Below are 18187 nucleotides of genomic sequence, written 5' to 3'. Positions count from 1 at the left end.
GATGACGAGCGATGTCGGTAGTTGTTGGTGGCGCTCGAGATTTCTCGAATCTGCCGGCCGGGGCGTTCGAGCTGTCCGCAGCGCAGAAGAGTATCTGGTTCGCACAACATGCGGCCGGCTCCGTTCCGATCACGATTGCTCAGTACGTCGCGATCGACGGGGATCTCGACGCTGATCTGCTCACCGAGGCAGCCAGACACACCGCTCGTGAACTCGGAACGGCGATGATTCGTTTTGTCGCGGCTGAGCCGGTGCCGTACCAAGTCGTCGACGACACCCAGCGTGACGAACTGATCAGACTCGACTTGCGTTCCGAATCCGATCCCGAGGGCGCCGCTCAGGAGTGGATGCAGGGCGAGTACAGCAGGCCCATCGACATCGTTCGGGATCGATCGATCGAGGTGGCGCTGATTCGTGTCGCCGATCGCAGGCACTTCCTGTACGCCCGCATCCATCACATCGCGCTCGACGGTTTTGGCGCCAAGACACTTGTCGACAGAGTTGCCGAGCGCTACACGGCGGCGGTGGCCGGTGGTGAACCCAGGCCGAGCAAGGCGGTGTCGTTGCCGGAAATCGTCTCCGACGAACAACGGTACCGGCAGTCGAGCAGATTCCAGCTGGACGCGAAGCACTGGGCACAGCGGCTACGCGACCTACCCGATCCGATCAGTCTGGCCGATAGAACCGGGAAGCTCGACACCCACTCGGTGGTGGTCAGCGGAGCATTGCCCGCGGAGACGGCCACCACGATCGACAGTGCAGCAGTGCGTCTGAGGGCCACGTTTTCATCGATAGCCGTCGCATCCACTGCGCTCTACTTCGCAAAGATGACCGGCAGCTCCGATGTCGTACTGAGCTTGCCGGTCTCGTCGCGAGTGAGTGCTTTGTTGCGCAACTCCGGCGGGATGGTCTCCAACGTCGTTCCGATCCGATTGTCGGTTACCGCAACAACAACGGTTGCCGATCTGGTGGCGGATGCGTCGCTGGAACTGACGGGTGCACTCCGTCATCAGCGGTACCGATTCGAAGATATGAGGCGGGACGCAGCCGATCGAGGGGAGATTCAATCCTCGGGCCGGCGTGGGCTTTTCGGACCTGCCGTCAATATCATGATGTTCGGCAACGAACTCACTTTCGGATCGATGACCGGACGACTGCACATTCTGTCGACCGGGCCGGTCGAGGACCTGTCGATCAACGTCTATCCCAGCGTCGCGGACCAGGAATCGCGCGTGGACTTCGAGGCCAATCCCTCGCTGTACAGCCGAGCTGAACTCGCGAATCACCACAGTCGCTTCCTGCAGCTATTGGACCGATTTGTCAATGCGCCCAGTGATCGTCGCGTCGCCGAGATTTCGCTTGTCAGCGATCACGATCGGCGTGACCTGGTGCCCGCGTACGGTCGACCCGCTCCGGAACCCACTCTCATGCAGACTGTCCTCACGGCTGCCGTCAGCCGTCATCCGGACAGCCCGGCGATAGTTCACGGGGACGAGGTTCTGACCTACCGAGAAGTCGGCGCCCGCGCGAACAAGCTCACCCGGATGCTGCTGGCCCGCGGTGTCGGGCCGGGAAGCTTTGTGCCAGTGGTGCTGCCGAGGGGGCCGCGACTGGTTGTCGCAGAACTGGCAGTGCTCCAGTCGGGAGGCGCATTCGTCCCCGTCGATCCGGAACTTCCGACGGCCAGGATCGAAGCGACGATCGCAGATTGTGGCGCTGCCGTGGTGATCGCAGCAGGTCGGAACTGGTCGTACCACCCGGTCACTGTGGATTTCGACGACGAGGCCGCGCGATCCGAATTCGCTTCCACCTCAGCGGCTCCGATCACCGACACTGAGCGTCCTCGCGTTCGGATCAGCGATGTGGCATACCTGATCTACACCTCCGGTTCGACTGGAAAGCCCAAAGGTGTGGCGATCACCCATTCCGGGATCGCGTCGTTCGCGGCCGAGCAACAGCATCGGTACGGTGTGAAACCGCACTCTCGCACATTGCAATTCGCGTCTCCCGGATTCGACGCATCCATCCTCGAGCTGATTCTTGCATTCGGAGCCGGGGCGGCAATGGTGATTGCACCCCCGTATCTCTACGGCGGTGAACAGCTCACCGATTTCCTGCGTGCCGAGCGAATCACCCACGCGTTCTTGACGCCTTCCGCGCTGGCCTCGGTGGAGCCCGATCAACTCCCGGATCTTGCTGTGGTCATCGTCGGTGGTGAAGCGTGTCCGCCGGAACTGGCAGCAAAATGGGCGCGCGGGCGCGCGATGTTCAACGCGTACGGACCGACCGAGTCGACAATCATGGCAACGGTTGCCGGACCGTTGGATCCTGGCGCACCCGTAGATATCGGTTATCCGATCACCGGCACGTCAGTGGTGGTGCTCGACAAGTTCTTGCAGCCGGTTCCTCGTGGCGTCACCGGTGAGCTGTATGTCAGTGGCAGGGGACTAGCCCGTGGTTACCACCGGAGACTATCCCTGACTGCCGCACATTTTGTGGCAAACCCACTGGCAGCCAACGGGTCCCGGATCTATCGGACCGGGGACCTGGTGCAGTGGACACCAGAAGGCACGTTGCGTTATCTCGGGCGCGCCGACTTTCAGGTGAAAATCCGTGGTTTTCGCATCGAGTTGGGTGAGATCGACGCTGCGCTCACCAGCCACCGAGACGTGGAGTCGGCAATCACGATCACCTACGAAGGTGGGCCGTCCGGTGATTCCGCGTCACTGGTCTCGTATCTGCTTCCCGTCCCCGGCCGGGAGATCGACACTGCCGGTGTCCTCGCGCATGTGCAACCACCCCTGGCGTCGCACATGATTCCCGCTGCGCTCATGGTGATCGATCGGATACCTCTCACCTCGGCCGGAAAGCTCGATCGGGCGACTCTGCCTGCGCCCGTGTGGAACCGCGCCCCGTACGTCGAACCCGCACCAGGTCTCGAAGCATTGGTTGCTGCCACCTATTCCGAGACAACCGGCGCCGACACTGTCGGCGCGCACGACGAATTTTTTGCCTTGGGTGGAAACTCGCTGACGGCTACTCGGGTGGCGAGTGTGCTCGGACGAGTGATCGGTACCACTGTCTCGGTGCGATCGATCTTCGAAGCGCCGTCGGTGCGTGCGCTCGCCGGCAAGCTCGCCGATCTCTCGCCGGAGTCCGGCCGACCGCCACTACGGCACATGGCTCGAACCAGCACTATCGGTGTCTCGCCCGCACAACACCGCATGTGGTTTCTCAATCAGTTCGACACCGACTCAGCGGCATACAACATCCCGGTGGCAGTTCGACTGTCGGGCGAACTCGATCATGCGGCTCTTGCCGGTGCATTCGGAGACGTGGTCGATCGACACGAGATACTGCGCACAAGCTATCCGGATTCACCGGACGGACCGATTCAGAGCATCGCACAGATCAGCGACCAAGCGATGGACGTACCGTTGCAGGAGATCTCACGGGAGGATCTGGCCGGCGAACTCGAACGCTTCGCGCGCCGAGGATTTGACGTTTCGACCGAGATTCCTTTTCGTGCAGCCTTGTTCAAGGTCGGGCCGAGCGAGCATGTGCTGATCCTCGTCATCCACCACATCAGTGCCGACGGATCCTCGACGGCGCCCCTGGCGCGCGATATCGCCCAGGCGTACCTGGCTCGGCTGGAGAACCGAGATCCAGGCTTCGAACCGTTGCCGGTTCAGTACGCGGATTACACTCTCTGGCACCGAGAATTGATGGGCAGCGAACTCGATCCGCATTCGTTGTCGAGGACGCAGACCGAGTACTGGTCACGGCAACTCGACGGCCTTCCCGTTCGGTTGGATCTGCCCACCGACCGAACGCGCCCAGCGCTCGCGTCGACCAGCGGGCAGGCGTACTCCGGCTCGATCGACGCCGATCTGTTCGCGCGGGTCTCGGCGCTGGCAGTACGCTCCGGTGCAACGGCTTTCATGGTCATGCATGCGGCATTGGCCGTGCTGCTGGCCAGACTCAGTGCCACGTCCGACATCTCGGTGGGCACTCCGGTTGCAGGACGCGGCGATCCGGCTCTCGACGATCTTGTCGGCATGTTCGTCGGAACGGTGGTCTTACGTACCAAGGTGTATGCGCACGAGACGTTCTCGGCGCTTCTCGACCAGGTTCGAGACGTCGACCTCGGGGCGTTCGCGAATGCCGACATACCGTTCGAGCGTTTGGTGGAACTACTCAACCCGGAGCGGTCGGCCGCACATCATCCACTTTTCCAAGTTGGATTCTCCTACCAGAATCTCAATTCCGGATCGTTGGTGCTCGACGGTCTCGACGCCGAGATCATCGATCTGCCGCTTGGCATTTCGAAGTTCGACCTGCACTTGACGTTGTCCGAGAAGACCAGCCCGACTGCGCCGACCGAGGTGCACATGCAGTGGGACTATGCCGACGCACTGTTCGACGAAGAAACGGTTGCCCGGTTCTCTCACAAGTTCGTGCACATCCTGGAAGCAGTAGTCGCGCAGTCGGATCGGGTGATCGGCGATATCGATCTGACCACCGATCGATCGACGGCCGTAATCGGTGCGCTCAACAACACGCGCCATGCACTACCGCACGCGACCCTTGCCAACCTGCTTTCCGCTCAGGTGGGCGCCACTCCCGACGCGATTGCTCTTGTCACCGACACGATGTCGATGTCGTACGCCGAGTTCGCTTCCCAGGTCGAAAACCTGGCCAGGACGCTGATCGCGAGGGGGATCGGAACCGAGGATCGTGTTGCCGTTGCCATCGAGCGTTCGCCGGCCATGATGGTGGCACTGTGCGCGGTTCTGCAATCGGGTGCCGCGTACGTACCGGTCGACCCGAGTGCTCCCGCCGAGCGGATTGGGCGGATACTGTCTTCCGCGTCGCCCGTCGTGATGCTGACCGTAGAAGCGGCCCGTAGCCAGTGTGAGGCTGCAACTCGAGTCAGCCCGGTCGACGTGTTCGTGGTGGATCGCCAAGGCGTGCCGGCCGCGTTGCCGGGTCCGATCACGGACCGAGACAGGATTCGCCCACTGCGACCGGACAACACGGCGTACGTGATCTACACGTCGGGATCGACGGGAATGCCGAAGGGCGTCGCGGTTTCGCACTCGGCGGTAGTGAATCAACTTCTCTGGAAGCAGGACCGGTACTCGCTCGGCGGCACCGACACGGTACTTCAGAAGACACCGATCACATTCGACCTGTCGGTGTGGGAACTGTTCTGGCCGTTGACCAGCGGCGCGCGGCTGGCGCTCGCGCGGCCGGACGGACATCGTGATCCGGAGTATGTCGCCACGGCGATGCGTGACTTCGAGGTTACGACAGCACATTTTGTTCCCTCGTTACTCGATGCATTTCTCGAATCCGGTGGCGTAGTGGATCAGCCGTCACTGCGCCGTGTTCTGTGCATCGGTGAAGCGTTGCGTCCGCACACTGTTGGGGAACTTCGACGCACTCTCGACGTCGAGATTCACAACCTCTACGGACCGACCGAGGCGGCCGTGAGCGTCACAGCGTTCGACTGCGACGACGTCCAGAGCGCCACCGTCCCGATCGGCACACCGGTGTGGAATACACAGCTGCTGGTGCTGGATTCGCGTCTGAAGCAGGTCCCGCTCGGTGTTCCCGGCGAGTTGTATCTCGGCGGTGCACAGTTGGCGTCGTGGTACGAGGGTCGGGCGGATCTGACCGCCGAACGATTTGTGGCCGGACCGTGGTCCGGAGACGGACGTCGGATGTACCGCACCGGTGACCTGGTTCGCCATCGTAAGGACGGCGTGCTGGAGTACCTGGGCCGTAACGATTCCCAGATCAAACTGCGGGGCCAGCGCATCGAACTTGGGGAGATCGAAGCGGCGCTCGGCCGAGATCGGCGTGTGCGTGCGGGTGCGGTAATCGTCCACGAGTGGCGGTCGGCTCCGGAATCGGCGTCCTTGGTGGCGTACATAGTTCCCGCCGAGGGGGAGACCTTCGACGGATCAGCCGTTCTTGCCGATCTCAAGGGCGTGCTGCCCGGATACATGGTGCCCACTGTTCTCGAGGTTCTCGACTCGATCCCACTGAATGCTAACGGCAAACTCGATCGGCGGGCATTGCCGGAACCGACTCCGGTGCTTCGTGAGTACCGCTCGCCGCAAGGGCACGTCGAACAGCGGGTTGCCGAGGTCATCGAGGAGATCCTCGGGATCGAGAACGTCGGACGAGCCGACAATTTCTTCGAGATCGGTGGAAACTCACTGATCGCAACGAGGGTGACACACAAGCTGACTGGAGTGTTCTCCCGGGAGGTTCCGATCCGGGCGCTTTTCGAGGCTCCGACCGTTGCCGAGTTGGCCCACTGGGTCGAGAGTGCGCCCCGAAGCTCGGCCGCCCTCGGTGCGCCGCCGCTACCGCCGCCGTCGCGCCCGGACATCGTGCCGCTGTCCGTAGCGCAGGAACGTATGTGGTTTCTCGGCCAACTCGATCCGCAGTCACCGCTGTACAACCTACCGGTTGCCCTCGGTCTCGACGGCGATCTCGATCCGTCGGCCTTGGCGACCGCGATGTCGGACATCGTCGACCGGCACGAGGTACTGCGGACCCGCTACCCGGAGTTCGATGGTGTTGCCCGCCAGCATGTTCTCGAGGCACCGTCGTGGATTTTGCCGCCGGCAGTCGACGTCGAACCGGAGAACGTGGGCGAGCTGATCGCGGAACTCGCCGGTCGGGGCTTCGATCTGACCAGCGAGGTACCGATCCGCGGAGGTCTGCTCCGGATCGGTGACCACGCGCACGTTCTCGTGCTTGTGGTGCATCATATTTCGGCGGACGGTCTGTCGATGGGCCCCTTGATCCGTGACCTGATGATTGCGTACTCGGCACGGGCCAAGGGCAACGCGCCGGCTTGGTCACCACTTCCGTTGCAGTATGCAGATTTTGCACTCTGGCAGCGGAGCCTGCTATCCGATACCGCGGGCGCTGCCGGGCGCTTCGACGGGCAACTCGAATACTGGCAGTCGACGTTGGCCGAACTACCAGCGGTGCTTGACCTACCGACAGATCGGCCCCGCGGCCAGGTGCGCTCTGCCGAGGGCGACACGGTGCGGTTCCAGGTGAGCGGTGACGTGCACCAAATGTTGCGAGGGTTCGCTCGTTCGCGCCGAACAACTCTGTTTGCCGTAGTCCATTCCGTCATCGCGGTACTCTTGGCCCGGTTGTCCGGTCAGGGCGACGTTGCAGTCGGTACACCGGTTGCCGGACGTACCCACGAGTCGGTGGACAACCTCGTCGGAATGTTTGTCGGCACAGTGGTACTGCGTACTGCCGTCGATCCCGACCTCTCGTTCGACGACCTCGTGGCGCAGGTGAGCCGTTCGGACATCGAGGCAATGAGTAACAGTGATGTTCCGTTCGAACAGGTTGTGGCCGCACTCGATCCACCGCGTTCCGGTTCATTTCACCCGCTTTTCCAGGTAATGCTGGCCTTCCAGGATGCGGTTCCCACAGAGATCGAGCTGGCCGGGGTGAGAGCGCGTCCCATCCCGATCGATCTACCGGTGTCGCGTTTCGATCTGCATCTGACTGTTGCGACAGATCCGGATCCGGAGCAGGCGCTGGACGTCCTGCTGACCTACGCCGTTGATATCTTCGACCGGGTGACGGCAGTGTCCATTGCGGAACGATTCACCGGGATGCTTGCGGCGTTGGTCGCCGATCCCGCCGCCGGCATCGGCGCGGCGGATATTCTCGGGCGCACCGAGCGCGAGCTGATCCTCGACAATTGGGGGAGTGGGCCCAAAACTGTTGTCGCAGCGCCCGGCACGTACTCCGACTTGCTTGCCGAGCGAGCTGCGGCGAGCAGCGACGCCGTGGCGTTGAGATCGGCGGATCAGGTACTGACCGAAGACGAATTCCGATCTCGGGTGAACAGATTGGCCCGGCTGCTGATCGATCACGGAATTGGTCCGGAAAAGATAGTGGCACTGGAACTTCCGCGCGGAATCGACCTTGTCGTGTCGGTGCACGCCGTGCTCGCTGCGGGCGGGGCCTATCTACCGTTGGATCCCGGACTGCCTCGCCCGAGGATCGACGCGATGATGTCAGCTGCCGGTGCAACTCTGACGATCACCGAGGCGGTACTGGCTGAATTCGACACTGCGCATTACTCGTCCGATCCGATCGAGGATCGCGACCGCAGACGCCCGCTGCTCGGTGGACATCCGGCCTACGTGATCTTCACGTCTGGTTCCACGGGTGAGCCCAAGGGCGTGGAGGTGTCACATGAGAGTCTGGTCAACCGTCTGACGTGGATGAGAGATGATTACTCCCTCAGCCGAGACGACGTATTCCTGCTCAAGACGCCGGCGACGTTCGACGTGTCGGTGTGGGAGTTGTTGCTGCCTGCGGTGATCGGGGCAACGCTGGTGATCGCATCGCCGGATGGCCACCGCGATCCGCGCTATCTGGGGGAGTTGATCGATCGGTCACAGGTGACGGTGGTTCATTTCGTTCCCTCGATGCTGGATGCATTTGTCGGCTCTCATGCCGAGAGCGCACCCATGTTCAAGAGCCTGCGCGTCGTATTCACCAGCGGCGAGGCACTGTCACTGACGAGTGCTGCCGCACTTCACCGTTTGGCGCAGGTTGAGATGCACAACCTGTACGGCCCCACCGAGGCCGCTGTGGACGTCACTGCAGTCGAGGTGCCTCGCTCGGTGGCTCTGGACGGGCCGGAGATCTCGATAGGCTCCCCGGTACGCGGCACCGTTGTTTACGTACTGGATTCGCGATTGAATCCTGTCCCTGCCGGCGTGCGGGGAGAGTTGTATCTGGCGGGCATTCAGTTGGCGCGAGGCTATATCGGGCGGAGCGATCTCTCAGCCGGTCGCTTCGTCGCGAACCCGTTCGTCCCGGGTACGAGGATGTACCGAACAGGCGACGTGGTCGCGTGGCGCGCTGATGGGACTCTCGAGTATCTGGGGCGCAGTGACTTTCAGGTGAAGCTGCGCGGTCAGCGACTGGAACTGGGGGACATCGAGGCAGCCTTTGTCGGACTGCCGGGTGTTGCCGGTGCGGTGGCAACGGTGTACGAAAATCCGGCGACCGGTGCCGAAATCGCTGCCTACGTTGTGCTTACGGGTGGCATCGTTCCCGACACGGCACAACTCCTGGCGGATGTGCGGCAGACTTTGCCTGCGTACATGGTGCCCAGCTCCGTCACCGTGCTGAGCGAACTCCCGCTCGGTTCTACCGGCAAGCTCGATCGCCGAGCGCTGCCGATGCCGGAACGGCCGATCGACCGAGTGGTTCTCGCACCGCGAAACGCGGACGAAGCCGAGATCGCCGAGGTGTTCCGCGCCGTGCTGGGCCTCGACGAGGTGAGCGTCGACCGGGACTTCTTCGATCTCGGCGGAAATTCGCTGGTGGCCAATCGCATAATCGGTGAGGTCAACGCCCGGATGGGCGCTGATCTCCGATTGCGCGATATTTTCGACAATCCGACAGTGGCCGGGCTGGCAGATGCACTCGCGCAGTTGCCTCGCCGCGTCGAGGAGTCCGCGCGTCTGGGGGAGCTGGCTCGTCCGGAGCGGCTGCCGCTCTCGCCGGCTCAACAGAGAATGTGGGTTCTGAACCGACTCGATCCCACGTCGGCTGCCTACAACATCGCCGGGGCAGTAACGGTGAACAACGAACTGGACGCCGCGGCACTTGTTGCGGCGGTGGGCGATCTGGTGATCCGGCACGAGGTTTTGCGTACGGTGTATGTCGAGAGCGTCGACGGCGCTGCGCAGGTCGTCCAGGAGGCGGATGCGCCAGGTACCGACAGTGCGGCAGTCACTTTCGAGGACATGAGCGACACCGGTTCCGAACAGCGCACCGCGCGGATTCGTGAGTTGATCTCGGGCAGCTTCGATATCACAGCTCGTGGGCCGTTGCGGGTGTACTGCCTCCGTGTGGGTGCACATCACCACACACTCGTTCTGGTGCTGCATCATATTGCCGGAGACGGTGCGTCGATACCGATCCTGTTGCGGGAACTGGTGCAGGCGTACGTTGCTCGAGTTTCGGGAGACAGCCCGCAGTGGGCTCCACTGGTGCACCAGTATGCCGACTACGTGTTGTGGAATCGTGCGGCTGTCGGTGACCCACGTGATCCGCAGTCGGTTGCGGGGCAACAACTTGCATACTGGCGAGAAGTGCTTACCGACGCTCCGGCCCTGCTCGAACTTCCCTGGGACAGGCCACGAACCGATCAGCCCACTCAGCGCGGAGCGCGGGTCAGTTGCACTCTGGCGCCGGCTGTCGGCCAAGGTTTGGCAGATCTCGCCCGAGCGCAGCAGGTTTCGATGTTCATGGTCGTGCACGCCGGTGTGGTGGCCTTGCTGTCCCAAGTGGGTTCGGGTTCGGACATCGTTGTGGGGACGCCGGTTTCGGGCCGAAACAATCCACTTTTGGCCGATACGATCGGCATGTTCGTGGGAACGGTGGCGTTGCGTACGGCCGTTGATCCCGCTGCCTCGTTCGACGAGTTGCTGGCCGTGGTGCGCGCACAAGATCTTGCAGCGCTGGCACATGCAGACGTCGCGTTCGAGCACGTCGTGGAGGCCGTCGGAGTGTTGCCGATGCGGAGTCATCACCCGGTGTTCCAGAGCACGGTCACGGTCGCCGAATCGGCTGCGGACCTGGTGCAGGCAGCGGTCGGCGATCTTGGCGGCGTCGAGGTTGAAACTATCGACACCGGTTCGGTTCGCTTCGACCTCGAGTGGAGCGCAACGTCAACGCCGGCTGTTTCGGGTGAACCTTCCGGACTGGATCTCGAGTTGGCCTATGCCACAGACCTGTTCGACGAATCGACGGCTCAGAGCCTGGTAGATCGGCTCGCACGCGTGTTGAGCGTGGTTGCGGCCGACGCAACAATTGCCGTGCGTTCGATCGATCTGCGACTTGCCGCGGATCAGTTACCTGAGGCCGTGCCGTTCGATGGAACGCGGTTGACGTTGCCCGAGATCCTGGGGCGCGGGGTTTCGCTCGGCACGACGGCACTGATCGATCCTGATCGGGGTGGCCGGTTGTCCTACGCCGAGTTGGACCGAGCATCGAATATTCTGGCGCGCACATTGATTCGACGCGGTTTCGGTCCGGAATCCGTTGTCGCGATTTGTTTACCCCGCTCGTTCGACTACGTGATTGCGGTGTGGGCAGTAGCAAAGACCGGGGCCGCGTTCCTTCCCGTCGATCCCAATTACCCGGCCGATCGCATCGTGCACATGCTCGCGGATTCGGGTACGTCGCTGGTCATAGGGTCTGACCTGGAACGGGTATTGCCGGCGAATCTTTCGGCTCGGATCGAGGTGGTGGACCTCGGTGATCTGCGGAGCCGGAGTGAGCCGGACGGTGCCCCGATCGTGGACAGCGACCGACGCTCCCCGATCCGTTTGTCCAACGTCGCATATCTGATCTACACGTCAGGATCGACCGGCACGCCGAAGGCAGTAACTGTCACTCACGGTGGCCTGTCCGCATTTGTGGAGGCGCAGAAGCAATACGGAGTCGATGCCCGGTCGCGCACCATGCAATTCGCGTCGACGAGCTTCGATGCCTCGGTTCTCGAGTTGCTCTTGGCGTTCGGTGTGGGCGCGGCGATGGTTGTCGTCCCCGCCGATATGTACGGCGGCGCGGAGCTGACGCAGCTCCTTCGTGAACAGCACGTCACTCACGCTTTTGTGACCCCGTCCGCGTTGGAGTCGATGGATGCGCGACAGCTACCGGAACTGTCGGTGGTCATCGTCGGCGGTGACCAATGCTCCGAGGCTCTGGTTCGGACGTGGGGCGACGGGCGACGGATGTACAACGCGTACGGGCCCACCGAATCCACGGTGATGGCAACACAATGTGGTCCGATGGATCCGTCAGCACCGGTGTCGATCGGCGTTCCGGTGGTGGGTACGACGGCCGTGGCGCGTGGGGACGGGCTTGTGCCGGTTCCACCGGGTGTCGAGGGTGAGCTGTATCTGTCAGGCGCCGCGTTGGCCAGGGGTTATCACGGCAAACCAGGTCTAACGGCGTCGCGCTTCGTCGCGGACCCGGACGGTGCTCCGGGTTCTCGCACCTATCGAACGGGCGACCGGGTACGTCTGACGGGTTCCGGTACCGCTACCCGAGCGTTCCGCTACTGCGGGCGCGGCGACGATCAGGTGAAGATCCGGGGGTACCGGATCGAATTGGGTGAGGTGGAGTCGGCCGTAGCGACCTATCCGAATGTCGCTGCTGCGGTAGCGATCGCCTACCGTGGTCCGCAATCGGCCGAACCGGTTCTGGTGGCGTACGTGCTCGCTCACCGAGGTGTCGAGATTGCCGTTGCAGGATTGCGTGCGCACCTCGCGGCACATCTGCCGACGTACATGCGTCCGGCATCGATCACGTTCATCGATTCGCTGCCTGTGACGCCGGCAGGAAAATTGGATCGACAAGCCCTGCCCGAACCTGTTTTCGAGCAACGTGTGTACGCGGCGCCGCGAACCGATGACGAAGTGGCGCTGGCCGGCATCTTCGAAACAGTGACGGGCTCGGCAACTGTGGGTATTCACGACGGTTTCTTCGAGATCGGCGGCAATTCCTTGCTTGCTACTCGAGTGGTGGCTCGTGCCAACGAGGCATTCGACGCAGGATTGAGTGTGCGTGACCTTTTCGACGCACCCACGGTGGCGGAGTTGGCAACACGAATCACTCGAGGTGCTTCGACGCGTCCACCGCTACGCGCGCTCGCACGCCCCGAACGCGTCCCGTTGTCGCTTGCCCAGCAGAGGATGTGGTTCCTCAATCGTTTCGATCCGACGTCGGCTACGGAGAATATTCCGATTGTGCTGCGTGTGGCCGGTGACCTTGACGTCGTAGCGCTCGGGTCGGCGATCACGGACGTCGTGACGCGACACGAGGTGCTGCGGACGGTGTACCCGGATGCAGTGGCCGGTCCGTATCAGGACGTGCTGCCGCCATTATCGCTCGACACGCAGTTGCAAGCCGAGTGGACTGCGGAAACTTCTCTGCACGAGCGGATTCTGGCGTCGGCGAGAACACCTTTCGACGTCACCGCGAGGGTTCCGATCCATGTCGACCTGCTCCGGGTGGGTGACCGGGACACGGAGGCGGTTCCTGTCTATGTACTGGTGCTGGTGGTTCACCACATCAGCGCCGACGGCTATTCGATGGCGCAGTTGGCGGCAGACACCATGACCGCGTATGCAGCTCGAATCAGCGGCTCCGCACCTACCTGGGCGCCACTCGAGATCCAGTACGCCGACTTCGCGATCTGGCAGCGCACGGTGCTCGGTGACGAGAAGGAATCGGGTTCGGTTGCTGCGCAACAACTCGGCTACTGGCGCAGGCAGCTGAGCGGTGCCCCGGAAGTGCTCGAGCTTCCCTTTGATCGTCCTCGGCCTCCGCGGCAGTCGTTTGTAGGTGCCAGATATCAGTTCGAGGTGAACGCAGAACTGCACACTTCGCTGCGCGAGCTTGCCGCAGACCGAGGCGTCACGGTATTCATGCTCATGCACACCGCTTTGGCGGTGCTGCTCGGGCGACTTGCCGGCACCGACGACGTCACTATCGGAACTCCCGTCGCCGGGCGCGGCGAGCAGGCTCTTGATCCGGTGGTCGGTATGTTCGTCAATACCCTTGCACTGCGGACTGTTTTACCGCCGTCGACGAGTTTTGCCGATGCGGTCGACGTCGTGCGAGAAGTGGATCTCGGTGCCTTCGCCAATGCGGATATCCCCTTCGAACGGCTTGTGGAGGTACTGGAACCGACGAGGACACAGGCTCATCATCCCCTGTTCCAGGTCGCACTCTCGTTCCAGAATCTGGGTGATATGACCTTTGCCTTGCCGGGACTGGAGGTGTCCGTCGTCGATCCGGATATCGAACTGGCGGAATTCGATCTCCATCTGACTCTGGTTCCCGGGGCCGACGGCGAATCCGGCCCGATGGCGGCGCAAATCGTGTATGCCACCGATCTTTTCGATTCCGGTACCATCGCCGATTTTGCCGATCGCTACCTGAGGATCATCGGCTCCGTTGTCGGTTCGGTGGGACTCGCGTGCGGAGATATCCCGCTGCTGTCGACTTCGGATCATTGCCGCATCGACGGGATTGCCAGCGGTGGAACGGGATTGGTGCGCGGAGCTGCGACACTTGCTTCCGAGTTTCACGCTCAGGTCAGCATCAGCCCGGACGCACCCGCGGTCACCGCCGGCGATGAAACGCTGAGTTACGCGCAGGTGCAACAGCGGGTGTCCGCGCTGGCGCGTCATCTCGTCGAGCTGGGAGTCGGTCCGGAAACTACGGTGGCAGTGGCTGTTCGGCGTTCGATCGACCAGGTGATCGCGATGTACGCGGTGATCGAGGCCGGCGGTGCCTACGTACCGGTGGAACTCGAACAGCCGACGGAGCGAATTGCGCTCGTGCTGGACACGGCAGCACCCAGCGTGGTGGTGACCGCAGGTGGTGCGGACAGCGTGAGTAGTGGAAATTGGACGGAGGTCGACCTTCATACACTCGACCTGAGCGGCTATTCCGTAGGTGCGATGACCGACGCCGAACGCCGAGTGCCGCTGCGTAGTGACCACCCGGCGTACGTGATTTTCACGTCCGGGTCGACGGGTGTACCCAAGGGCGTCGTGGTGTCTCATGCCGCGGTGGTCAATCAGTTGCGTGTGATGCAACAGGAATACCCGATGGACGCGTCGAGTGCTGTGCTCGTCAAGACTTCGGCTGGCTTCGATCTGTCGATCTGGGAGTACTGGTGGGCGCTGCACGTCGGTGCCAGACTCGTGCTGGCACCGCAGGACTCGCAATTCGAACCCGAGGTGTTGCTGTCGATTATCGAGAAGGAATCGATCACCGACGTACATCTTGTTCCCTCGATGCTGCTGATGCTCACCGCAGCGGCCGAAACCGGATTCCCCGAATGCGTGCGGAATGTACTGTGCATCGGTGAGGAACTGCCGGTATCACTTGCAACGAGATTCGGCGCGATATCGGCCGCGAGCCTGCACAATCTCTACGGCCCCACCGAGGTAGCGGTCAGCGCCACTCGGCATCGGGTGTCCGGCGCCGACACCCGCTCGATACCTATCGGCCTGCCCGAGCCGGGTGTGTCTGCGTACGTTCTGGATTCGCGACTGCACCACGTTCCTGACGGAGTCGCGGGCGAGCTCTACCTGTCGGGGATTCAGTTGGCACGTGGATACCTGGGTCGTTCGGCGCTCACCGCCGAGCGCTTCGTGGCCGATCCGTTCGGTGCTCCGGGCGGTCGGCTCTACCGCACGGGCGATCTTGTCAGTCGTCGCCGCGACGGCTCACTGACTTATCTGGGCCGGATCGACCTGCAGCTCAAGCTCCGGGGATTCCGCATCGAGTTGGGGGAGATCGAGTCCGCCCTGGCCGCCTGTCCCGGCGTTGGAGAAGCGGTGGTGAGCGTCCACTCGCCGAACAGTGCCGACGCGCGACTCGTCGCCTACGTGACCTCGCCGAGTTCGGATCTGTTCGATCTCGAGGAGCTGGACAAACACCTTCGGTCCCGGCTGCCGGGATACATGGTTCCTTCCGTCGTCGAGGTGCTCGAGCAGTTGCCGCACAATGCAAACGGTAAAATCGACCGCGGCGGTCTGCCCGAGCCTCGAATCCGGCAGCGGGAGTTCGTCGCCCCCACGAATGCAACGGAACGATTGGTTGCCAGCACGGTTGCCGAAGTGCTCGAACTCGAGAGCATCAGCATGAATGACAACTTCTTCCAGATCGGCGGAAACTCTTTGCTGGCAACACGAGTGGTTGCACGGCTGCGAGAGTCCGGTTCGGCAGAGATCGCGGTCCGGTCAATCTTCGACGCGCAGACTGTCGCCGAACTGGCGGTTCTCGTCGGCGCCGCGGCGAGCAGTGCCGACCGTGGACCTGAGTTGGTGAGGCGTTCGGCGGGCGCGGTAATACCCCTGGCGCCTGCGCAGGAGCGGATCTGGGCGGCCAATCGCGCCCAGCAGAGCAGTGATTGGAACGTGCCGATCGCGTTGCGTCTACGGGGCAAGATCGACCACACGGTGCTGGCAGCTGCCGCTACCGATCTCTTGACCCGCCACGAATCGCTCCGCACGATCTATCCGCCGACACCGGACGGACCCGTTCAGGTTGTCGTGCCGGTGGCCGACATCTCCCTGGATCTGCAGCCGAAGCAGGTGTCGGAGTCCGAGTTGGCTGCGGTGCTGCACGGGTTCCTCTGGTCCGACTTCGACGTGACCACCGATCTTCCGTTCCGAATGCAAGTGCTGCAGTTGGGCGCCGAGGAGTTTGTTCTCGCCATCGTTGTGCACCACATTTCCGCGGACGGGTATTCGATGGGGCCGCTGACGCGTGATGTACTGATCGCGTATGCCTCACGTAGTGCCGGCCTCGAACCCGCGTGGCAGGAATTGCCGGTTCAGTTCGGTGACTATTCGGTCTGGAAGCACAAGATTCTGGGTTCGGTGCACGCTCCGGACAGTGAACTGAATCGACAGATTCGACACTGGCAGAACGTTGTCGGCCGGGAGCCGCGTCCGATGCTTCGACTTGATCATCCCAGGCCGCCGGTGTGGCAGACGGCGGGCGAGACCGTCGAGTTCGGCGTCGATTCGCAGTTGCATGCTGATTTGACGGCGTACGCGCACGACCGTGGCGTCAGTCTGTTCATGATTCTCCAAGCCGCGTTTGCCGTTCAACTGAGCGCCCTCGCCGAGAATCCCGACGTTCGGGTAGCGACAGCAAACGCCGGTCGTGGCGATCGACTTCTCGACGACATGGTGGGTAACTTCGCCGAAGACGTACTCATGCGGATACACGTCGAAAGGGGACTCGCGTTCGATGATGTTGTCGAGCAGGTTCGTTCGTCATTGCTCGATGGTTTGGCTCATCCCGACATCTCGGGTCCGCGGTTGATCGAGGCGCTGGGCTTGCCGGAGTCGGAGTCGATGAATGTGCTTTTCCCCGCGACGCTGATCCTCCAACGTGCCGAAGCCGGAATCGACATCGACGCCCAGGGGCTGTCGGTTCGATCCGAGCCATTCTCGAACTGTGTGGCGAAGCATGAATTGGAATACGCGATTACCGAACACTTCTCGGATAACGTGCCGAGTGGTCTGACGGGAGCTTTGATCTATCCGGTGGCGCTACTGCGTCGCAGCAGTGCCGAACAGATTGTGCGGGACTACCTCCGGATAGTGGAGTCGGTACTCTCGGCCGAAGGTCGTACTGTCGAGGAATTGGGGAGACAACTCACATGAGTAGCCATGTGGGGAGAAATTCGGCAAGGTCGGCAGGTACAGCGGAATCCGTCTCGGTAGTGATCGCGGCCTTCCACGCACTGCCGCTCCTCGACGAGCAATTGCACGCACTCGCAGGTCAGGACTTCGACGGCAGTTTCGAAGTGGTGATCAGTGACAACGCGGGCGAGTCTGCGCTGCGCAAGCATGTGGAGGAGCATCCGCTTCGCGATCAACTGGCACTTCGCTGGGTAGATTCCTCGGCGGTGCCGGGAACGTCGTCCGCGCGCAACGTCGGTACGCGGGCGAGCCGGTATCCGTTTGTGGCGTATTGCGATCAGGACGATCGCGTTCATCCCGGGTGGCTCACCGCTATGGCGTCGGCGTCGGCGTCCTTCGATCTTGTTGGTGGTCCATTGGAAAAACACACCCTGAACGACCCGGTTGTGGCACGTTGGCGCGCGCTACCGGAACCCGACGAACTTCAAGTGCTCGGTCGCTTCCTGCCGATCACCTTCGGCTGCAACCTCGGCATCTGGCGCGAGGTATTCGACGATATCGGGGGCTGGGACGAGAGCTATCCGGCAGCCGGCAGCGATGTCGAGTTCTGTTGGCGCGCCCAGGTAGAGGGCTACACCCTGGGAAACAGCCCCGAAGCGATTGTCTCCTACCGCTTTCGGACGGGTATGCGCGAGTCGTGGCGTCAGGTGGTGAGTTATGCCGAGGAAGAAGCCAGAGTGGCGCGGCAGTACGACGCTCCTGGCCGCGCCTGGTACTGGCCGCTCTTGCATGCCAGTGTGGTCGTGGTATTGCTGCCGGTATGGCCTTGGGCGTGGTCACGTAGTCGCCGGGGCGAATGGGTATGGACCACCGGCAATCTGGTGGGGCGGATCAAAGGCAGTTTCAAGTACCGCATCCTCTATCTCTGA

2 protein-coding genes are annotated in these 18187 nt (G+C 62.5%); both read left to right on the top strand.

Annotated features, from left to right (window positions below):
- The first annotated feature begins 11 nt into the window (after positions 1–11).
- On the top strand, positions 12–17279 hold the full coding sequence (locus tag V2B23_RS17080) for an amino acid adenylation domain-containing protein (RefSeq protein WP_430951444.1): 17268 nt from the start codon (positions 12–14) through the stop codon (positions 17277–17279).
- Positions 17276–18187, top strand: a complete 912-nt coding sequence (locus V2B23_RS17075) for a glycosyltransferase family 2 protein (protein ID WP_430951443.1) — start codon at positions 17276–17278, stop codon at positions 18185–18187. The genes V2B23_RS17080 and V2B23_RS17075 overlap by 4 nt, the downstream gene beginning before the upstream one ends.

It is taken from the genome of Rhodococcus sp. 24CO (genome assembly GCF_050586165.1).
Classification (GTDB): Bacteria; Actinomycetota; Actinomycetes; order Mycobacteriales; family Mycobacteriaceae; genus Rhodococcus_F.
The sequence above is the reverse complement of the archived record's forward strand: the minus strand, read 5'-3'. Positions and strand labels throughout refer to the sequence as shown.

Excerpts from the sequence above, each read along its gene's own strand:
- V2B23_RS17080 (WP_430951444.1), top strand. The coding sequence starts at position 12 with ATGTCGGTAGTTGTTGGTGGCGCTCGAGATTTCTCGAATCTGCCGGCC.
- V2B23_RS17075 (WP_430951443.1), top strand. The coding sequence starts at position 17,276 with ATGAGTAGCCATGTGGGGAGAAATTCGGCAAGGTCGGCAGGTACAGCG.